The sequence below is a fragment of the Massilia sp. DJPM01 genome, from assembly GCF_030348125.1.
GTDB classification, from domain to species: Bacteria; Pseudomonadota; Gammaproteobacteria; order Burkholderiales; family Burkholderiaceae_D; genus Telluria_A; species Telluria_A frigida.
On the sequence record NZ_JAQOZV010000005.1, the window covers coordinates 161,460 to 178,780 of the forward strand.

General features: G+C 65.9%; 13 protein-coding genes. 9 read left to right on the top strand and 4 right to left on the bottom strand.

Annotation, left to right across the window (positions count from 1 at the left end):
- Positions 1 to 20: 20 nt before the first annotated feature.
- Both PO883_RS05740 and PO883_RS05745 read right to left on the bottom strand, forming a co-directional pair.
- The gene (locus PO883_RS05740; RefSeq protein WP_289308876.1) at positions 21 to 1,988 is read right to left on the bottom strand and encodes a hypothetical protein; all 1,968 of its coding nucleotides are present in this window, start codon (positions 1,986 to 1,988) and stop codon (positions 21 to 23) included.
- A 132-nt stretch (positions 1,989 to 2,120) separates the two neighbouring features.
- Positions 2,121 to 4,325, bottom strand: a complete 2,205-nt coding sequence (locus tag PO883_RS05745) for a hypothetical protein (RefSeq protein ID WP_289308877.1) — start codon at positions 4,323 to 4,325, stop codon at positions 2,121 to 2,123.
- A gap of 282 nt (positions 4,326 to 4,607) precedes the next feature.
- Here PO883_RS05745 and PO883_RS05750 point away from each other — a divergent pair, with 282 nt between their 5' ends.
- The 9 genes from PO883_RS05750 to PO883_RS05790 all read left to right on the top strand — a co-directional run bounded on the left by PO883_RS05750 (position 4,608) and on the right by PO883_RS05790 (position 16,253).
- On the top strand, positions 4,608 to 5,582 hold the full coding sequence (locus tag PO883_RS05750) for an ABC transporter substrate-binding protein (RefSeq protein ID WP_289308878.1): 975 nt from the start codon (positions 4,608 to 4,610) through the stop codon (positions 5,580 to 5,582).
- 54 nt (positions 5,583 to 5,636) lie between these two features.
- Complete coding sequence (locus tag PO883_RS05755) at positions 5,637 to 6,452, top strand: ABC transporter permease (RefSeq protein ID WP_289308879.1); 816 nt, start codon at positions 5,637 to 5,639, stop codon at positions 6,450 to 6,452.
- A gap of 1 nt (position 6,453) precedes the next feature.
- Complete coding sequence (locus PO883_RS05760) at positions 6,454 to 7,251, top strand: ABC transporter ATP-binding protein (RefSeq protein ID WP_289308880.1); 798 nt, start codon at positions 6,454 to 6,456, stop codon at positions 7,249 to 7,251.
- A 66-nt stretch (positions 7,252 to 7,317) separates the two neighbouring features.
- Positions 7,318 to 8,121, top strand: a complete 804-nt coding sequence (locus PO883_RS05765) for an inner membrane protein YpjD (RefSeq protein ID WP_167086971.1) — start codon at positions 7,318 to 7,320, stop codon at positions 8,119 to 8,121.
- Positions 8,118 to 8,357 carry a PP0621 family protein gene (locus PO883_RS05770; protein WP_167086972.1) on the top strand — a complete coding sequence of 80 codons (240 nt, stop codon included), beginning with the start codon at positions 8,118 to 8,120 and terminating at the stop codon, positions 8,355 to 8,357. The genes PO883_RS05765 and PO883_RS05770 overlap by 4 nt, the downstream gene beginning before the upstream one ends.
- Positions 8,358 to 8,360: 3 nt before the next feature.
- Complete coding sequence (locus PO883_RS05775; protein WP_289308881.1) at positions 8,361 to 10,091, top strand: PAS domain-containing sensor histidine kinase; 1,731 nt, start codon at positions 8,361 to 8,363, stop codon at positions 10,089 to 10,091.
- Entirely contained in the window at positions 10,088 to 11,515 is a 1,428-nt protein-coding gene (locus PO883_RS05780; RefSeq protein WP_289308882.1) for a sigma-54 dependent transcriptional regulator, read from the top strand. The genes PO883_RS05775 and PO883_RS05780 overlap by 4 nt, the downstream gene beginning before the upstream one ends.
- 574 nt (positions 11,516 to 12,089) lie before the next feature.
- A complete protein-coding gene (locus tag PO883_RS05785) occupies positions 12,090 to 15,041 on the top strand; it encodes a ribonucleoside-diphosphate reductase subunit alpha (RefSeq protein WP_289308883.1) in 2,952 nt (983 codons plus the stop codon).
- 75 nt (positions 15,042 to 15,116) lie between these two features.
- Entirely contained in the window at positions 15,117 to 16,253 is a 1,137-nt protein-coding gene (locus tag PO883_RS05790) for a ribonucleotide-diphosphate reductase subunit beta (RefSeq protein ID WP_289308884.1), read from the top strand.
- A gap of 94 nt (positions 16,254 to 16,347) precedes the next feature.
- Here the strand turns inward: PO883_RS05790 and PO883_RS05795 are convergent, their stop codons facing one another.
- Complete coding sequence (locus PO883_RS05795) at positions 16,348 to 16,782, bottom strand: cache domain-containing protein (protein ID WP_289308885.1); 435 nt, start codon at positions 16,780 to 16,782, stop codon at positions 16,348 to 16,350.
- A gap of 179 nt (positions 16,783 to 16,961) precedes the next feature.
- Positions 16,962 to 17,147, bottom strand: a complete 186-nt coding sequence (locus PO883_RS05800; RefSeq protein ID WP_289308886.1) for a hypothetical protein — start codon at positions 17,145 to 17,147, stop codon at positions 16,962 to 16,964.
- Positions 17,148 to 17,321 lie beyond the last annotated feature (174 nt).

The window sequence follows — 17,321 nt, forward strand, 5'->3', positions numbered from 1 at the left end:
AACGGGTGCCGGTACGCCGTTTACGGCAGCGCCAGCCTGACGATGGCGCTGCCAGAGATGAAGGCGTAGCTGTTGATGCCGATCCGCACCAGTCCGCGCGGATGTTCGACGCTGCCGGGCAGGGGGCCGAGCACCGTGGCGGCGCGGCCGGGGATGCCCGCTACGATGCTGGAGACGCCGGCCGCGCTGATCCGCGATATCGTGCTCTGCTCGCTGTCGGCGACGTAGCGGTTGCCGGCGTCGTCAGTGATGTGGCCCACTTCCGGCGGCACGGCGGCAACCGTGGTCACGGCGCCGGCCGGGCTGATGCGGCGGTAGCCATTGCCCTCGTCCTGTACATACAGATCGCCCGCATGGTCGAAGCCCAGAATCGACGGCGCGTTGAAGCGGGCGGCGGCGCCGATGCCATCCTGCCCGCCTTTTTCGGTATCGACGCCGGCGAACACGCTCCAGACGCCGTCGCTGCCCACCTTGTGAATGACGGCGCCACGCTCCGGGCCCGCTGCATGGGTTGGTGGAAGGTAACGCAAGGTCGAGACATACACATTCCCCGCCCTGTCCGCCGCGATGCCGCTCGGATAACCTCCGTACGTCACGGTGCTGGTCGTGGTGCCGTCCGGCGCCACCTTGCGCAGGTACACCCCGGCCTCCTCATAGCCGGCGTAGCGGTAGCCGATGTGTTGCTGTTCGACGAAGAACAGGTTGCCCGCGCTGTCGGCCGTCATGAACTTCGGGCGCACCAGGCGGGCGGCGGCGCCGATGCCGTCCACCGGCAACCTGGACAGGTCGGGCTTGCCGGCAAACAGCGACGCGCCGCCATCGGGCACAATCAGGGAAACATGACTTCGGTGGATGGCGTACACGTTTCCCTGGCCGTCGGAGAGCAGGCGCTGCGTGTCCGTCGCGAAGAGCATGCGCGGCGTGTCCGTCAGCTTGGGGCCGACGCTTGTGACCACGCCGCCGGTGGTGACGTGGCGCAGCCCTGTCTTGTCGAGCACCAGCAGCTGGCCGTCATGCATGACGATCGATCGCGGTTCGTTGAAGTACGCGCCACTGCCGCTGCCATCCTGGGCCGGCAATGTGGAATTGGCGACGCCGGCCAAAGTGGTCACCAGGCCGCCCGGCGTGACCCGGCGTATCGTCCCCGCGTCGATCAGATACAGATTGCCGGCCGGGTCGACCACCACGCCATCGTCGCGGAGGGCGGCGAAGCGGGCCGCGGCGCCCTGGCCGTCGCGCGGCTCCGAAGAGCGCACGGTGCTCCCCGCCAACGCAGTCAGGCTGCCGTCGGCGCCGATGCGCGCGATCGAGGTACCCCCTCCCTCGCGGCTATAGTTGATGCTGTAACGCACGCCGGCCGCGTTGCCGACGATGAAGGACTGGTCGGGATAGGTAGGGTTGAGGTCGATCGGCACCTGGGTCGTGCTGCCGTCTTTCCGGATCAGGTAAGTCGTGCGCCCGACTCTTGCCAGTATCTGCTCGTCGCGGTCAAAGGACAGGTCGGCGCCCGTGGGATCGAGGGACGCGTGATTTTCATCGGCGGGTACCGGGGCGGACAATACGGTACGAACCACGCCGTCCCGTCCGAACGCACGGATCGTCGGGCCGGTCCCCACGAAGATGCCACGGTTGTCCATCCTGGTCTCGCTGATGTACACCGTGCCCTTGCTGTCGATCAGCGCGTCGCGGATGTAGCCGAAGCGGGCGTCGACGCCGGTGCCGTCCGCCGTGACCATGCTGCCGGTGTCGCCAGCGATCAGGGTCAGTCCTGCCGGCAGCACTGGGCCGGGGTAGGTCTGGGGTGGTGTCGGGGTTGGCGTTGGCGTTGGCGTGGGCGTGGGCGTGGGCGTTGGTGTTGGCGTCGGCGTCGGGGTTGGCGTCGGCGTTGGCGTCGGCGTTGGTCCATCGCCGCCGCCGCAGGCGGTCAGGAACGCCGCGGCGCCCATCTGGAGGGTCATGCGGCGCAGCTGAAACGAGCGTGAATTCATTGTTGACTCCTGGTTAGTTTTTATTGAGTGTATTCTGAAAATATTTATTAAGATGTAACGTTGTGTATCAGCAAGGCATGGTGGCGCTGGCTGCGGCCAGCACGCCTCGCCGGTTCATCAGGATGGGAGACTTCAGCGGTGGGTCGGCGTGCGTTTGGCCCATTCGTTGCGCGTGAAGTATTTGTGCAAGTGCTTGAACATGGGAGCCGTGTATTGGCCCCTGGCGTCGCCCCCGTGGGCGCGGATCAGCATCGACAGAGCCTGCGGCAGGCGCGCGTCGCGCGGCTCGCGCGTGGCGTGCTCCATGACCAGCCCGGCCAGGTAGTCGGTGCCGCTCGGCAAGGCCGCCAGGGTGGCGCGTTCGGCGCGCAGGGTGGCCGCCGCGTCGGCCGCCAGGAAGGTCGGCACGGCGGGCGCCGGCACGCTCTTGCCGTAAGTCGGCTTGCCGCCGGCGAAGACCTGCCACCAGTTCGCGCGCGACCGTTCGAGGTTGTTGCTGGCACGCATAACCGGATGGGCGAACTTGGTGGGATCGGCCTCGTAACCGATGAACGGGCTGACGTTGGCAACCATGCCCGGATAACGCGCCAGCAGCATGGCGCTGATGCCGCGCCGCAGCGCCGGATTGGTTTCGGCCAGCATCTGGTCGACCAGCGGGGCCGAACCGGCAAAGCGCGCCTTGATGGCGGGCGCCAGGCGGGTGGCCACATCGGGCCGGGCGAGCGGCAGGGCGCGCGTCCAGGCCACCGTTTCCAGTTCGGCGCGCAGCTTGGGCGGCAGGTTTTTTTGCTGCGCCAGGGTGGCCAGCATGTCCAGCGGCAGGCCGCTGTTGAGGAAGGCGGCCACGTCCATGGCGGCGGCCGGCGCTTCGCCCCGCACCGGCAGCACGCCGCTGCGCACGATGAAGCGGCCGACGTCGTCCAGGTTGCGCGCGCGCGCCAGGCCGATGCGCTTGAAGGCGTTGGCGTCATCCGCGCCAAGCGCCGGCCGCAGGGCCAGCGCCGCGTCGACGATGGCGACCGCCTCGGCGTCGCTGGCGGCCAGGCGCGCCAGGTGGTAGCGCGCCGTCAGGTAGGCCGGCGAGGCGGGCGCCAGCGCTTGCGCGGCCGTCAGCAGCGCTTCGGGCGGCGGCGCCTGCGGCGTGGCGCGCGTGAGCGCCGCCACCAGCCAGGGCAATTGCTGGGTCGCTTCCCACTGGCGCAGCGCCTCGGCCGGCGAGGCGTTGGCGGCGCGCGCGCTGCGCATGGCCGCCAGCCAGGCGCCATAGCCCAGTTGGCCGCGTTCGGCGGGCGCCGTGGTGCGCCAGGCATAGCTGTAATCGCGTACATCCTGTCCGATATTGGCGGATGGGGCGGCGCTGCCCAGTTCGGTGTCGAGCCGGGCCAGTACCTGCGCCGGCGCGGTGCGCAGCAAGATCAATTGGCGCAGGCGGCGCGCATCGGTGCGCAGCGGCGTGTCGGTGCTGGCGTCGGCCAGCGGCTCCAGGCGCTTCAAGGCGCTTGCCATCAGCGCCGCATCGGCCTTGCCGTCGCCGGCGGCGGTGGCGGTGGCGGCGCGCACGTCGGCGCGCGCGGCCAGGTAGGGCGCGATGGTGCGCCAGGGCGATGCCGCGTCCTGGGCGATGGCGTCGAAGCGCGCGGCCGCCTCGGGGTAGGCGCCGCGGTAAAAGTGGGCGGCCGCCTGCTGGTAGGCGCGGTCCATGCGCAGCCAGTCGGGCGCGCCGGCCGGGGCATCGGCCGGCATCGCGCCGGGCGCGGCGCAGTTGGCGAACACGGCGTCCTGGCCCACGACCCAGTCGCGCAGCGTGGCGTCGGCGCCGTAGTTGGTGAGGCGGATGCCGAGGGTGCGGGTGGCGTTGCGAAATGCGTCCGCCGGACAGTTCAGCACCGAACTGTCCTTGCCGGCGATGGCGAGCGCGGCCTGCTTGGGGCCGCCGCCGCGCAGGCGTTCCGTTTGCCACCCTTCCAGCGCGTGCTTGAGGGCGGCGTCGTTGTGCGGATTGTGGCCGTGGTGCTCGCTCGTTTCGGTCAGCCAGCACGGGTCGAAGGGGCGCAGGCGCTCCTGGGCGGCGGCGTCGAGCGGCATGCCGGCCAGCGCGCGCCAGGCGATGAACTGGTAAAAATCGTCGCGCCCGGCGCGCACGATGCCGGGCTGGGCATACATGCCCGGCGTCAGGCTGCCCGGCCAGCGCGGCGGCTCGAACACGTTGCCGTCGGCCGACGGGTCTTCGTAAAACGTGCAGCGGCGCTCGCCGGCTTGCGCCGTGCTCATGGCAGCCAGGCCGAACATCATGAAAAACAACGGTGCGCCTATGCGCTTATGCAAAATGGGTTTCATTGATTTCTTTCACGGAGGGAGGAGCATCTTATCAGCGCAAAGCTTGCGCCAGTCGTTGGACATTGCTTTCTCTCCGGGCTATCTTTCCCTGAGGTAAGCATGCAAACGTGTGGCAACGGCGTCGGATACCGCGTCGGATACCGCGTCGGAAACCGCGCCGGATACCGCGTCGGAAACCGCGCCGGATACCGCGCCGGATACCGGGGCCGGTGGCGGCTCGTTTGCATGCATGACGACACGCGCGCTACTTCATCGACTCTGCACCATTCAACGGAGACAGGCATGCCAGGGAAGCTCATCTGCAACACGATCGTACTGGCGGCGCTGTTTGCCGCCAGCCACAGCCACGCCGAGGAAGTGATCCGGCTTGGCAACCTCAAGTTCGCGCATTTCGGCGCCGTTTCGTACATCAAGGAAATCGCGCCCAAGTGCGGCATCAAGGTCGACGAAAAGATCTTCGCCAAGGGCCTCGATGTGATGCAAGCGATCATCGCCGGCGAGCTGGACGTGGGCACGACGGCGTCCGAGGCGGCCATTTCGGGCCGCGCCAGCGGCGCGCCGATCATCATCGTCGCCGGTTTTGCCAGGGGCGGCGCGCGCCTGGTGGCGCGGCCCGGCCTGGGCATCAGGGGCATCCGAGAATTGAAAGGCCGCAAGGTCGGGGTCACGCGCGGCGGCATCCAGGAAGTGCTGCTGATGGCCCAATTGCAAAAGCACGGCATGAGCGCCGACAGCGCGCCCGGCAAGGACGTGCATGTGATTTACCTGCCGTTCGCCGACCTGAACCAGGCGCTGATGGCGGCCAATATCGATGCCATGATGCAATCCGAGCCGCAATCCTCGCAAGCCATCAACCGGGGTTTCGGCAGGGAAGTGCTGAAACCCTACGACACCCCGATCGGCGAGCCGGTGCGCACCATGGTGATGACCGAGGCTTTCTACAGCGGCAAGCGGGCGCTGGCCGACAAATTCATGCGCTGCTTCGTCGAAGCGACCCGCACCTTCATCACCCAGCCGGCCATCGCCGAGAAGTACGTGCGCGACGTGATCTACAAGGGCCAGATCAGCGGCGCCGACTTCAAGGATGCGATCGCCAATTCGCCGTATTCGCTGGATGTGACGGCCGAGCATATCCAGATCACCACCGACACCATGGTCAAGACCGGCGTGGGGCGCATGGTGCGCCCGCCGCTGGCCAGGGACTGGGTCAGGACCGACCTGCTGGACGCGGCAAAAAAAAGCCTGGGGGGCAAGTGAGCGGGCCCGGTTCGACAATCCAAGCGTGCTGTAACAACGTTTTCCGGAGGTGGCATGAATAGCAGACAGTTGCGTGAAGTGGGAATCGGCCTGGTGGTGCCGGCCGTGGTGATCGCCTTGTGGCAGCTGGCGGCGGTGCAGGGCCTGGTCAATCCCCAGGTGTTGCCGTCGCCGCTGGCGGTGCTGCGCAAGTGGATCGAGTACCTGTTGCCGCTGCAGCCGCACGTGGATGGCAGCTGGCTGGCCTGGGCCGTGTCGGGCGAACTGATGGTCGATTCGCTCACCAGCATGGTCCGGGTGCTGCTCGGCTTCGGCATCGGGGCCGCGCTGGCGCTGCCGCTCGGGCTGGCCATGGGGGCGAACGCGCGCGTGTATGCCTGGCTCAATCCCCTGGTACAGCTGCTGCGCCCGATTCCGCCGATCGCCTATATTCCGCTGGCGATCCTGTGGTTCGGGCTGGGCAATCCGCCGGCCGTGTTCCTGATCGCGCTGGGGGCGTTCTTTCCGGTGCTGATCAATACCATCGCCGGGGTGCGCCAGGTCGACGCCATTTACCTGCGCGCGGCGCGCAACCTGGGTGCCAGCGAGCGCACCATGTTCGTGCGCGTGATCTTGCCGGCCGCCGTGCCCTACATCCTGTCCGGCGTGCGGATCGGGATCGGCACCGCCTTCATCGTGGTGATCGTCTCGGAAATGATCGCAGTAAACAATGGCCTGGGTTTCCGCATCCTGGAAGCGCGCGAGTATTTTTGGTCCGACAAGATCATGGCCGGCATGGCCACCATCGGCATGCTGGGGCTGGCGATCGACATCGGCATGAACCGCCTGAACAATTACCTGCTGCGCTGGCACCGCGGCCTGGAGAACTGAGATGAGTGCATCACCGATCCATATCGAGGGCGTCGACAAGGTCTTCAACAGCGCCGCGGGCGAGCTGGTCGCGCTCAAGGAGATCAACCTGGAGATCCCGGCCGGGCAATTCACCTGCCTGCTGGGACCGTCGGGCTGCGGCAAGTCGACCCTGCTCAACGCCATCGCCGGGTTCGCGCTGCCCACGCGCGGCACCATCCGCACCGGCGCGCACGCGGTGACGGGGCCGGGGCCGGAGCGCGGCATGGTGTTCCAGGAGTACGCCCTGTTTCCCTGGATGACAGTCGAGCAGAACGTCGCCTTCGGCCTGGAAATCAAGGGCCTGGACAAGGCCACCATCGCGGCCACCGTGGCGCGCCTGCTGGAGATGCTGTCGCTGGGCGACTTCCGCCAGCGCTTTCCCAAGGATTTGTCGGGCGGCATGCGCCAGCGGGTGGCGATTGCGCGCGTGCTGGCGCTCGATTCGCCGATCATGCTGATGGACGAGCCGTTCGGCGCGCTCGACGCGCTGACCCGGCGCAACCTGCAGGACGAACTGCTGCGCATCTGGGCCGCCACCGGCAAGACCATCATTTTCGTCACCCACAGCATCGAGGAAGCGATCTACCTGGCCGACCGCATCGTGGTGATGACTTACCGTCCGGGCACGGTCAAGCGCGACGTGATGGTCGATCTGGCGCGCCTGCGCGACCCGGCCGCGCCCGATTTCAATGCGCTCAAGCGCGAGCTGGGGCAGCTGGTCATGGAAGAGCAGCAGCGCCACCACAACGACGAGTTGCGCATGGCGGCGGTCGATTAGGCGGCGCTGGCGGCGGCGCCGTCACGCCGTCCCCGCCAGCGCGCGCCGATAGTGTAAACTTGCGCCATGCAGACTTACTTACTTATCGCAGCGGCGCTGCTGTACGCGCTGTGCGCCCTTCTTCCCACGCCCCGGGGCGCCCTCATTTCCGGGGTCACGGCCGGGGCCTGGCTGCTGCACGGCGCCGCCCTCTGGTTCGACATGATGGCGCCCGGCAGCGTGCGGATCGGCTTCGCGCTGATGATTTCCGCCGCCCTGTGGATCTCGGTGGCCGCCTACTGGATCGAAAACCGCAATTTCGCGCTCGATGGCCTGCGCCGCCTGGTGATGCCCTGCGCCGCCGCCGCCGCGCTGCTGCCGGCCGTGTTTCCGGGCAGCGTGCTGCAGCTCGAAGGACGCGCCCCGGCCTTCGGCTGGCATATTTCGGTCGCCATCCTGGCCTACAGCACCCTGACCATCGCCGCCTTCCACGCGGTCTTGATGGCGCTCCAGGAAACGCGCCTGCACGCGCGCAACCCGCAAGCCGGCTGGCTGGCCACCGCGCTCGACCAGCTGCCGGCCCTGCTGACCATGGAAAAACTGCTGTTCCGCCTGATCTGGATCGGCTTCGTGCTGCTCAGCCTGACCGTGCTCTCGGGGATTGTGTTTTCGGAGCAAGTGTTCGGCACCGTGCTCAAGTGGGATCACAAGAGTGTCTTCACCTTGCTGTCGTGGCTGCTGTTCGCCGCGCTGCTGGCCGGACGGCGCTGGCGCGGCTGGCGCGGCAAGACCGCGCTGCGCTTCACCCTGGCCGGTTTCGCCACCCTGGTGCTGGCCTATGTCGGCAGCCGTTTCGTTCTTGAAGTCGTTTTGCACCGGGGGCTGGCATGACACGCATTCTGTTCTGGATCGCCCTGCTGATCCTGATTATCGCCGCCATCCGCAGCAAGCTGCGCGGCATGGCGCCGCCGCCCGGGCAGGGCAGCGCTCCACGGCCGGCCGCGCGCGAAGCGGAAACCATGATCGCCTGCGCCCACTGCCATGTGTACTTCCCCGAGTCGGAAGCGGTCAAGGCCGGCGGGCGCGAGTATTGCAGCCCGGACCACGCGCGTTTGCCGCCCGCCTGAGTGATGTCCTTCTGGAGCGCGCTGTCGGCGGAGTCGCGCGAAACATTCTGGCGCTCGCTGCAGGCGCTGACCGCCACCCGCATCGTCATCTCGCTGGTGCTGCTGGCCTACCTGGCCTTCGACCACAAAGACGTGGCCAGCGCCGGCCCGCATCTGTATGCCGACACCTGCATCGCCTACCTGGTGCTGGCCGGCGCCTTCGTGCTGGCCAGCGTGTACGTGCGCAAGCATTTCCTGATGCAGGTGGTGCTGCAGATCGCGGTCGACATCGGCGTCATTTCGGTGCTGTACATGGCCGCCGCCGCCAGCCGCGGCAGCCTGGTGATCCTGTACCTGTTTCCGCTGGCCGGGGCCGCAATCCTGGCACCGCGCCTGCTGGCCCTGTTTTCGGCCGCGCTGGTCACCTTGTTCCTGCTGATCGATTCCCTGTACCAGGTCTTCCTGGGCGCGGCCGGCATGCCGCTCACCCAGGCCGGGCTGTACGGCGCCGCCTTTTTCGCCATCGTGATGGTGGTCAGCCGCCTCGCCGCCAGGCTGATCCGGCAGGAAGAACTGGCCACGCGCCACGGCGCCGACCTGAAAATCCAGCAGGCGATCAACCAGATCGTGATCGCCGATGTCGACGATGGCATTCTCGTGGTCGACCGCGACGGCCACATCTTCGCCGGCAACCCGGCCGCCCAGCACATGCTGGGGCTGGCCAACGGCGACAGCGGCTTTGCCCTGTCCGAGGTGCCCGCGCTGGAACCGGTCGCGTTCGCGTTTTCGGAGTGGCAGCAGCAGGTCGGGCCGGCCAGCGCCGCCGGCGTGGCGCGCGCCGCCTTCGTCACCGTCAAGCCCTACCGCGACAGCGGCGGGGGCGAGGCCGGCATGGCCGCCTGGAGCGGACGGCGCGACCTGGCGGCCCACCTCAAGCTGCGCTTTGCGCGGGTCGACACGGTCGACGAGGCGTCCGAGCGCTGCGTGATTTTCTTGCAGGATGTGACCGCCATCGAAAACCAGGCCCAGGAACTGAAACTGGCATCGATGGGACGCCTGACGGCCAGCATCGCGCACGAGGTGCGCAATCCGCTCTCGGCGATCGGCCACGCCACCGCCCTGCTGGCGGAAGACTTGCACGAGCCGGGCCAGGCGCGCCTGCTCAAGATCGTCGGCGACAATGTGGCGCGGGTGAACCGCATGGTCGAAGACATACTGCAATTGTCGCGCAAGGTCCAGCCGAATGGCGATCCCTTGTTGCTCGGCCCGTTTTTGAATGAGCTGAAAACCGAATTTGACGAAACCCAGAGTGTCGCCGATGATATAGTGTGGTTGGGCAACACTGGAGCCGTGCCGGTGCGTTTCGACGCGCTGCACCTGCGCGAAGTGCTGATCAACCTGCTGACCAATGCGCTGCGCTACGCCAGCGGCGGGGTGGGCAGTATCCGCGTCTACGTGGTGACCGACTCGGCCGGCGGCATGGAGCTGCACGTGCAGGATGACGGTCCGGGCATCACGCCCGAGGTGCGGGCCCACCTGTTCGAGCCGTTCTATACGACCTCGAGCAAGGGCACCGGGCTGGGGCTGTACCTGGCGCGCGAGCTGTGCCTGAACAACGCGGCGATGCTCGATTACGAATATCGCTTCGATGCCAGCGGCTTCGGCGTGCGCGCGGCCAGTGGCCGCTTTGTGATTTCATTCGCGCAGCCGCTGGGGGCGCGCGGTGTTACTAGTAATAGAAAGGCAACAACATGACATCACCCCGCGTACTGGTCGTCGATGACGAGGCGGATTTACGCGAACTGCTGGAAATCACGCTGGTCAGGATGGGGCTCGATGTGGACAGCGCCGAAACGCTGCGCGAGGCGCGCGCCTTCCTGGCGCAGAACGATTACGGTCTCATTCTCACCGACATGCGCCTGCCCGACGGCCTGGGCCTGGAACTGGTGCAGGAAGTGAGCGCGTCCAACAAGTCGACCCCGATCGCGGTGGTGACCGCCTACGGCAGCGCCGAAAACGCGGTGGTGGCCTTGAAGGCGGGCGCCTTCGATTACGTCTCCAAGCCGGTGGTGCTGGACGATTTGCGCGTGATGGTGCAGTCGGCCCTGCGCCTGTCGGCCCCGGCCACGCACAGCGGCAGCCCGGCGGCGGCCGGCACGGCGTCGCGCCTGATCGGCGAATCGGCCGTGATGCAATCGCTGCGCAAGCAGATCGAACGGCTGGCGCGCTCGATGGCGCCGATTGCCATCACGGGCGAGTCGGGCAGCGGCAAGGAATTGGTGGCGCGCGAAATCCACGCCCGCAGTTCGCGCGCGGGCAAGCCCTTCATTGCCGTGAATTGCGGCGCGATTCCCGAAGCGCTGATGGAAGCCGAGTTTTTCGGCTACCGCAAGGGTGCGTTTACCGGCGCGGCCGACGAGCGCGACGGGTTTTTCCACGCGGCCAACGGCGGCACCCTGATGCTCGATGAAGTGGCCGATTTGCCGCTGGCGATGCAGGTCAAGCTGCTGCGCGCGATCCAGGAACGGCGCGTGCGCAAGATCGGCGCCACCAGCGAAGAGCCGGTCGACGTGCGCATCATCAGCGCCACCCACCAGAACCTGGCGCAGTGCGTCGAAACCGGCAAGTTCCGCCAGGATCTGTTTTACCGCTTGAACGTGATCGAGTTGAGCGTGCCGCCGCTGCGCGAGCGGCTCGACGACCTGGGCGTGCTGGTCCATGGCATGCTGGCGCGCCTGGCCGGGGCGGGGCAGCAGGCCGCCCTTGGGCCGCAGGTGCTGGAAACCTTGAGCACGTATTCGTTCCCGGGCAATGTGCGCGAACTGGAGAACGTGCTGGAACGGGCGCTGGCGTTCGCCAACGATGGCGTGATCGAAGTGGGCGACCTGTCGCTCAAGGGCGCGCGCGTGGCCGAACGGCCGGCGCCGGTGGCCGAGGCGGTGGCGGCGCCGCTGCAGGCGGGCGCGCCGCAGGTGGCTGCGCCGATGAGCGTGAGCGGGCCGGCCGAGTTGCCCAGCAACTTGCCCGATTATCTGGAGCAGGTCGAGCGCGAGATCATCCTGCGCGCGCTGACCCAGACCCAGTTCAACCGCACCCAGGCGGCCCTGCTGCTGGGGATCAGCTTCCGCCAGCTGCGCTATCAGATGCAAAAGCTCGATATCCAGGAGCCGGAAGGGTAGGGTGCGGCCGCCAGCACCTGGGGCCTGCGGCGCGTCTGCGCAGAAATAACTTGGCCCCCGCCTGCGCGGGCCGGCCAGATAGCCGGGCGGCGTCCTTCCAGGCCCATTCCAGCGCCCACTCCCGCCACGGTTTATAATGCTGCCCCGCGACGCAGAAATGGCAGGCGCGCGCGCTGGCGGCTGCTTCAAAAAATGGCACCCGTTAGTATGTGCTAACCGGGCAGTCCTTCATGCGGCCTGAGTCAAAAAAGTCAAGCGACGCACAGGAAAATATTGCTACTTAATTCTATTGCCACTCCCCGGGTGAGGCACTACAATTAGTCCCACATTTGATGAATCGACTAGATATAGTGGTTTTTGAAGCGCTACCACCGATAACTCAGCATCCATAACGCAGCACGGCAAGCCCAGTTTTTTAGCGCAATCCACCCACCATCGCCTCACGGCGCCGGCCTCGACAATCCAGGCTGGCGGGGTGTTTTTTTGTTTTTATATTTGTTGGGGACGGTTGAATGACGCCGTCCACTTGATAACAACCGGCGGCAGACCAAAGCCCGCCGCTCCAGGAGGTCCAATGCAAACATCCCAAGATTCTTCGATCAACCAATTGCACATCACACCTGGAGCGGCTGGCCAGCCAGCGTCCACCAGCGCCGCCGCCGTCGCCGCCCGCGGCGACTATCGCATCATCCGCCGCAACGGCGCTGTCGTCGCGTTTGAACCATCGAAGATCTCGATCGCCGTCACCAAGGCCTTTTTGGCCATCAACGGTGGCCAGAGCGCCGGCTCCGCGCGCGTGCGCGAACTGGTCGAGCAACTGACCGAGAACGTGGTGTCGGCCCTGATCCGGCGCCAGCCATCGGGCGGCACTTTCCACATCGAAGACGTGCAGGACCAGGTTGAACTGTCGCTGATGCGTTCGGGCGAGCACGACGTGGCGCGTGCCTACGTGCTGTACCGCGCCAAGCACATGGAAGAGCGCCGCCTGCAGAAGGAAGCGCTGGGCGGTTCGGCCGACGTGAGTGCGCCGCAAATCCACGTACTTGAGAACGGCCAGCGCCGCCTGCTCGACATGAACCAGGTGCGCGACCTGATCGCCGCCGCCTGCGTCGGCCTGGAAAAGCACGTCGACGCCGACGCCATCCTGGCCGAAACGGTGAAGAACCTGTACGACGGCGTGCCGGTCGAAGAGTTGCACAAGTCCGCCATCCTGGCTGCGCGCGCGCTGATGGAAAAGGACCCGGCTTACTCGCAAGTGACGGCCCGCATCCTGCTGCACACCATCCGCAAGGAAGTGTTCTGCGAAGAAGTCCCGCAAGCGAAGGCGGCGGCACACTATATAGAGTACTTCCCGAAATACATCGCCAAGGGCATCGAAAACGAGTTGCTGGACCCGGTACTGGCCACCTTCGACCTGGCCAAGCTGGCCAAGGCCCTGGTTGCCGACCGTGACTTGCAGTTCGGTTATATCGGCCTGCAAACCCTGTACGACCGCTACTTCCTGCACGTGCGCGATGTGCGCATCGAAATGCCGCAGGCGTTCTACATGCGGGTGGCCATGGGCCTGTCGCTGCGCGAAGAAAACCGTGAAGCGCGCGCCGTCGAGTTCTACAACCTGCTGTCCAGTTTTGATTTCATGAGCTCGACCCCGACCCTGTTCAATGCCGGCACCCTGCGCTCGCAGCTCTCGTCGTGCTACCTGACCACCGTCTCGGACGACCTGGAAGGCATCTACGACGCCATCAAGGAAAACGCGCTGCTGGCCAAGTTCGCCGGCGGCCTGGGCAACGACTGGACGCCGGTGCGCGCCCTGGGTGCCCACATCAAGGGAACCAACGGCAAGTCGCAAGGCGTGGTGCCGTTCCTGAAAGTGGTCAACGACACCGCCGTGGCGGTCAACCAGGGCGGCAAGCGCAAGGGCGCGGTATGCGCCTACCTGGAAACCTGGCACATGGACGTGGAAGAATTCCTGGACCTGCGCAAGAACACCGGCGACGACCGCCGCCGCACCCACGACATGAACACGGCCAACTGGATTCCCGACCTGTTCATGAAGCGCGTGATGGAAAAGGGCGACTGGACCCTGTTCTCGCCATCGGAAACGCCGGACCTGCACGACAAGGTCGGCAAGGCGTTTGAGGCGGCCTACACCGGCTACGAAGCCAAGGCTGCCGCCGGCGAGATCCGCGTGTTCAAGAAGATCGCCGCGCTCGACCTGTGGCGCAAGATGCTGTCGATGCTGTTCGAAACCGGCCACCCATGGATCACCTTCAAGGATCCATGCAACATCCGTTCGCCACAGCAACACGTGGGCGTGGTCCACAGCTCGAACCTGTGCACCGAGATCACCCTCAACACCAACGAGTCGGAAATCGCGGTCTGCAACCTGGGTTCCGTGAACTTGCCGGCGCACATGAAAGAAGGCAAGCTCGACCCGGTCAAGCTGCAGAAAACCGTGCGCACCGCGATGCGCATGCTCGACAACGTCATCGATATCAATTACTACGCCGTCGAAAAAGCACGTAACTCGAACATGCGCCACCGTCCGGTGGGAATGGGTATCATGGGCTTTCAGGATTGCCTGCACATGATGCGCGTACCGTATTCGTCGAACCAGGCGGTGGAATTTGCCGACCGTTCGATGGAAGCGGTGTGCTACTACGCCTACCTGGCCTCGACCGAGCTGGCCGAAGAGCGCGGCCGCTACGAGTCGTACGCCGGCTCGCTGTGGGAGCGCGGCATCCTGCCGCAGGATTCGATCAAGCTGCTGGCCGAGGAACGCGGCGGCTACCTGGAAGTGGACATGTCGTCGGCCATGGACTGGACCGTGGTGCGCGAGCGCATCAAGCAGTTCGGCATGCGCAACTCGAACTGCGTGGCGATTGCCCCGACCGCGACGATTTCGAACATCATCGGCGTGTCGGCCTGCATCGAACCGACCTTCCAGAACCTGTATGTGAAGTCGAACCTGTCCGGCGAATTTACCGAGATCAATTCTTACCTGGTGCGCGACCTCAAGGCGCGCGACCTGTGGGATGAAGTCATGATCGCCGACCTGAAATACTTCGACGGTTCGCTGGCCAAGATCGACCGCATCCCGCAAGACTTGCGTGACATTTACGCAACGGCGTTCGAAGTCTCGCCGAGCTGGCTGGTGGAAGCGGCGTCGCGCCGCCAGAAGTGGATCGACCAGGCCCAGTCGCTGAACATCTACATGGCTGGCGCCTCGGGCAAGAAGCTCGACGAAACCTACAAGCTGGCCTGGCTGCGCGGCTTGAAGACCACTTACTACCTGCGCACCATCGCGGCGACCCACATGGAGAAGTCGACCTCCAAGACCGGCGCGCTGAACGCGGTGGCGGTCGATGGCGGCATGTCGGCCCACGCAATCGGTGCGGCGGCCGACACGGCGGCAGCGGCGGCAAGCGCGGCGGCGACGGCAGCGGCGGCGGCCGAGGAAGACGGCGCGGCGTGCTACCTGCGTCCGGGCGACGATGGCTTCGAGGAATGCGAAGCCTGCCAGTAATCGCTGGCAAAGAGGCGGGGCGCCACGGCGCTTCGCGCAAGACCGAATTGAAGACAGACGAAAGAGGAATACACCATGTTGTCCTGGGACGATGAAACAGCCAGCGCGCCAGCCGCGCGCCCCGTGGCGCCAAGCGCCGCCGTAGCGGGTGCCGAACCCGCCGCCGTAGCGGACGCCGATGCCGTAGCGGTCGCCAAGCGCGTGCACGCCGACGACAAACGCATCATCAACGGCAAGACCGATGTGAACCAGCTGGTCCCGTTCAAATACAAATGGGCGTGGGACAAATACCTGGCCGGTTGCGCCAACCACTGGATGCCGCAAGAGGTGAACATGCAGCGCGACATCGAGTTGTGGAAAAATCCCAACGGTCTGACCGACGACGAGCGCCGTCTGGTGAAGCGCAACCTGGGCTTCTTCGTGACCGCCGATTCGCTGGCCGCCAACAACATCGTGCTGGGCACCTACCGCCACATCACGGCGCCCGAGTGCCGCCAGTACCTGCTGCGCCAGGCGTTCGAGGAAGCGATCCACACCCACGCCTACCAGTACATCGTGGAGTCGCTGGGCCTGGACGAGGGCGAGATTTTCAACGCCTACAACGAAGTCAAGTCGATCCGCGACAAGGATGAGTTCCTGATTCCGTTCATTAACACCCTGACCGACCCGGCGTTCACCACCGGCAGCGTGGAAAACGACCAGAAGCTGTTGAAATCGCTGATCGTGTTCGCCTGCCTGATGGAAGGCTTGTTCTTCTATGTGGGCTTTACCCAGATCCTGGCGCTGGGCCGCCAGAACAAGATGATGGGTGCGGCAGAGCAATATCAGTACATCTTGCGCGACGAATCGATGCACTGCAACTTCGGCATCGACCTGATCAACACGATCAAGATGGAAAACCCGCTGCTGTGGACCCCGGCGTTCCGCGAAGAGATCAAGGCGCTGTTCCTGCAAGCGGTCGACCTGGAGTATGCGTACGCCGAAGACACCATGCCGCGCGGCGTGCTGGGTTTGAACGCGACCATGTTCAAGGGTTACCTGCGCTTCATCGCCAACCGCCGCGCCCAGCAGATCGGCCTGGACGCGCTGTTCGCGCACGAGGAAAATCCCTTCCCATGGATGAGCGAGATGATCGACCTGAAAAAGGAACGCAACTTCTTCGAGACGCGCGTGACCGAGTACCAGACCGGCGGCGCGCTGAACTGGGAATAAGCATCGCTGCGCTGCGGGATCACCCTGCCGTGCGTTCTTCTGAAAGCTCCCTGTGGGAGCTTTCTTCATTTTGGGAGCCGCGCACGCCCGTGTCTCAGGACTTGCCGGGCTTGTACACGCCGCACGCCAAGTACACATCGTCGACCCGCTCGACGTAGGTACTCTTCGCTTCCAGCGCGCCGCTTTTGGCGTTGGGCCATTTGTACTCGACCCAGCCCTTGCCCTCCTTGGCGGCCACCTCGCGGAAGCGGCGCGTGAAATACACGCCGTCGACGTCGCGCAGGTCGCCCAGTTCCTTGCCAACGAGTTTGGTATTGGCGCCGTGCGCCATCACCGGCCCTGGCGCGACGGGCGCGATGAACAGGTAGAGGTCCTTGCTTTCAAACAGGCCGGTCTTGCCGTTGATCTCGGCGGCGGTCTTTTCCATGCCGTTCGTCTTGTAGTAGGTGATCGCCTTTTTCATCAGGGCCACCGCTTCCTCGCTGGTGCCGCGTTCGGCAGCTCCCGCCGCCGCCATCAGCGATGCCATGCCGAGGATGGTGAGCCACTTGACTAGTCTGTTTATCGATCGTCTCTTGTTTTGTTGTGGTCGCCGCGCGGCGCCTGAAGCGATGCTATGCCGGCGCCGGACCTGGCACAAGAGCGCACGCGCCAAGGCGGCGCGCCAAACTGTTTACTTCAAGCGAGCGCGCGAGCGCGCAGCGCCATTCACGTGCGCGCTTGCGCCAATACGTCTCGCAGCAGCAACGAACAGCGCGCGATGCGCGCGTCGCGCGCATCTGCCGCATTCGACGCCGCGCCTGTCGCTGCGCGCAGCGCGCAGCGCGCGCCGCCTGCCGCCGGCGCTGCCGGCGCGCGCTTGGCGGCGCCGCATAGCGCCTTTAGGTACGGCATGTCTGCGTTGCTCGTGGGCGCGCGCCCGCAGTGCCCGGGCCGCATCGACAGCACGCGCGGCGGCGCGCGGCGCGCATTGGCGCGCCGCCGCGCACAACGATCGCGTGCCGATGCGCGCGCCACGCGAAAAAAAAAGTCAAACAAATGCAGTGTGCCAGTTGCGCACTGACAAGG

Excerpts from the sequence above, each read along its gene's own strand:
- PO883_RS05750 (WP_289308878.1), top strand. The coding sequence starts at position 4,608 with ATGCCAGGGAAGCTCATCTGCAACACGATCGTACTGGCGGCGCTGTTT.
- PO883_RS05800 (WP_289308886.1), bottom strand. The coding sequence starts at position 17,147 with ATGCCGTACCTAAAGGCGCTATGCGGCGCCGCCAAGCGCGCGCCGGCA.
- PO883_RS05780 (WP_289308882.1), top strand. The coding sequence starts at position 10,088 with ATGACATCACCCCGCGTACTGGTCGTCGATGACGAGGCGGATTTACGC.
- PO883_RS05770 (WP_167086972.1), top strand. The coding sequence starts at position 8,118 with ATGACACGCATTCTGTTCTGGATCGCCCTGCTGATCCTGATTATCGCC.
- PO883_RS05790 (WP_289308884.1), top strand. The coding sequence starts at position 15,117 with ATGTTGTCCTGGGACGATGAAACAGCCAGCGCGCCAGCCGCGCGCCCC.
- PO883_RS05740 (WP_289308876.1), bottom strand. The coding sequence starts at position 1,988 with ATGAATTCACGCTCGTTTCAGCTGCGCCGCATGACCCTCCAGATGGGC.
- PO883_RS05755 (WP_289308879.1), top strand. The coding sequence starts at position 5,637 with ATGAATAGCAGACAGTTGCGTGAAGTGGGAATCGGCCTGGTGGTGCCG.
- PO883_RS05775 (WP_289308881.1), top strand. The coding sequence starts at position 8,361 with ATGTCCTTCTGGAGCGCGCTGTCGGCGGAGTCGCGCGAAACATTCTGG.
- PO883_RS05760 (WP_289308880.1), top strand. The coding sequence starts at position 6,454 with ATGAGTGCATCACCGATCCATATCGAGGGCGTCGACAAGGTCTTCAAC.
- PO883_RS05765 (WP_167086971.1), top strand. The coding sequence starts at position 7,318 with ATGCAGACTTACTTACTTATCGCAGCGGCGCTGCTGTACGCGCTGTGC.
- PO883_RS05795 (WP_289308885.1), bottom strand. The coding sequence starts at position 16,782 with ATGGCATCGCTGATGGCGGCGGCGGGAGCTGCCGAACGCGGCACCAGC.
- PO883_RS05785 (WP_289308883.1), top strand. The coding sequence starts at position 12,090 with ATGCAAACATCCCAAGATTCTTCGATCAACCAATTGCACATCACACCT.
- PO883_RS05745 (WP_289308877.1), bottom strand. The coding sequence starts at position 4,325 with ATGAAACCCATTTTGCATAAGCGCATAGGCGCACCGTTGTTTTTCATG.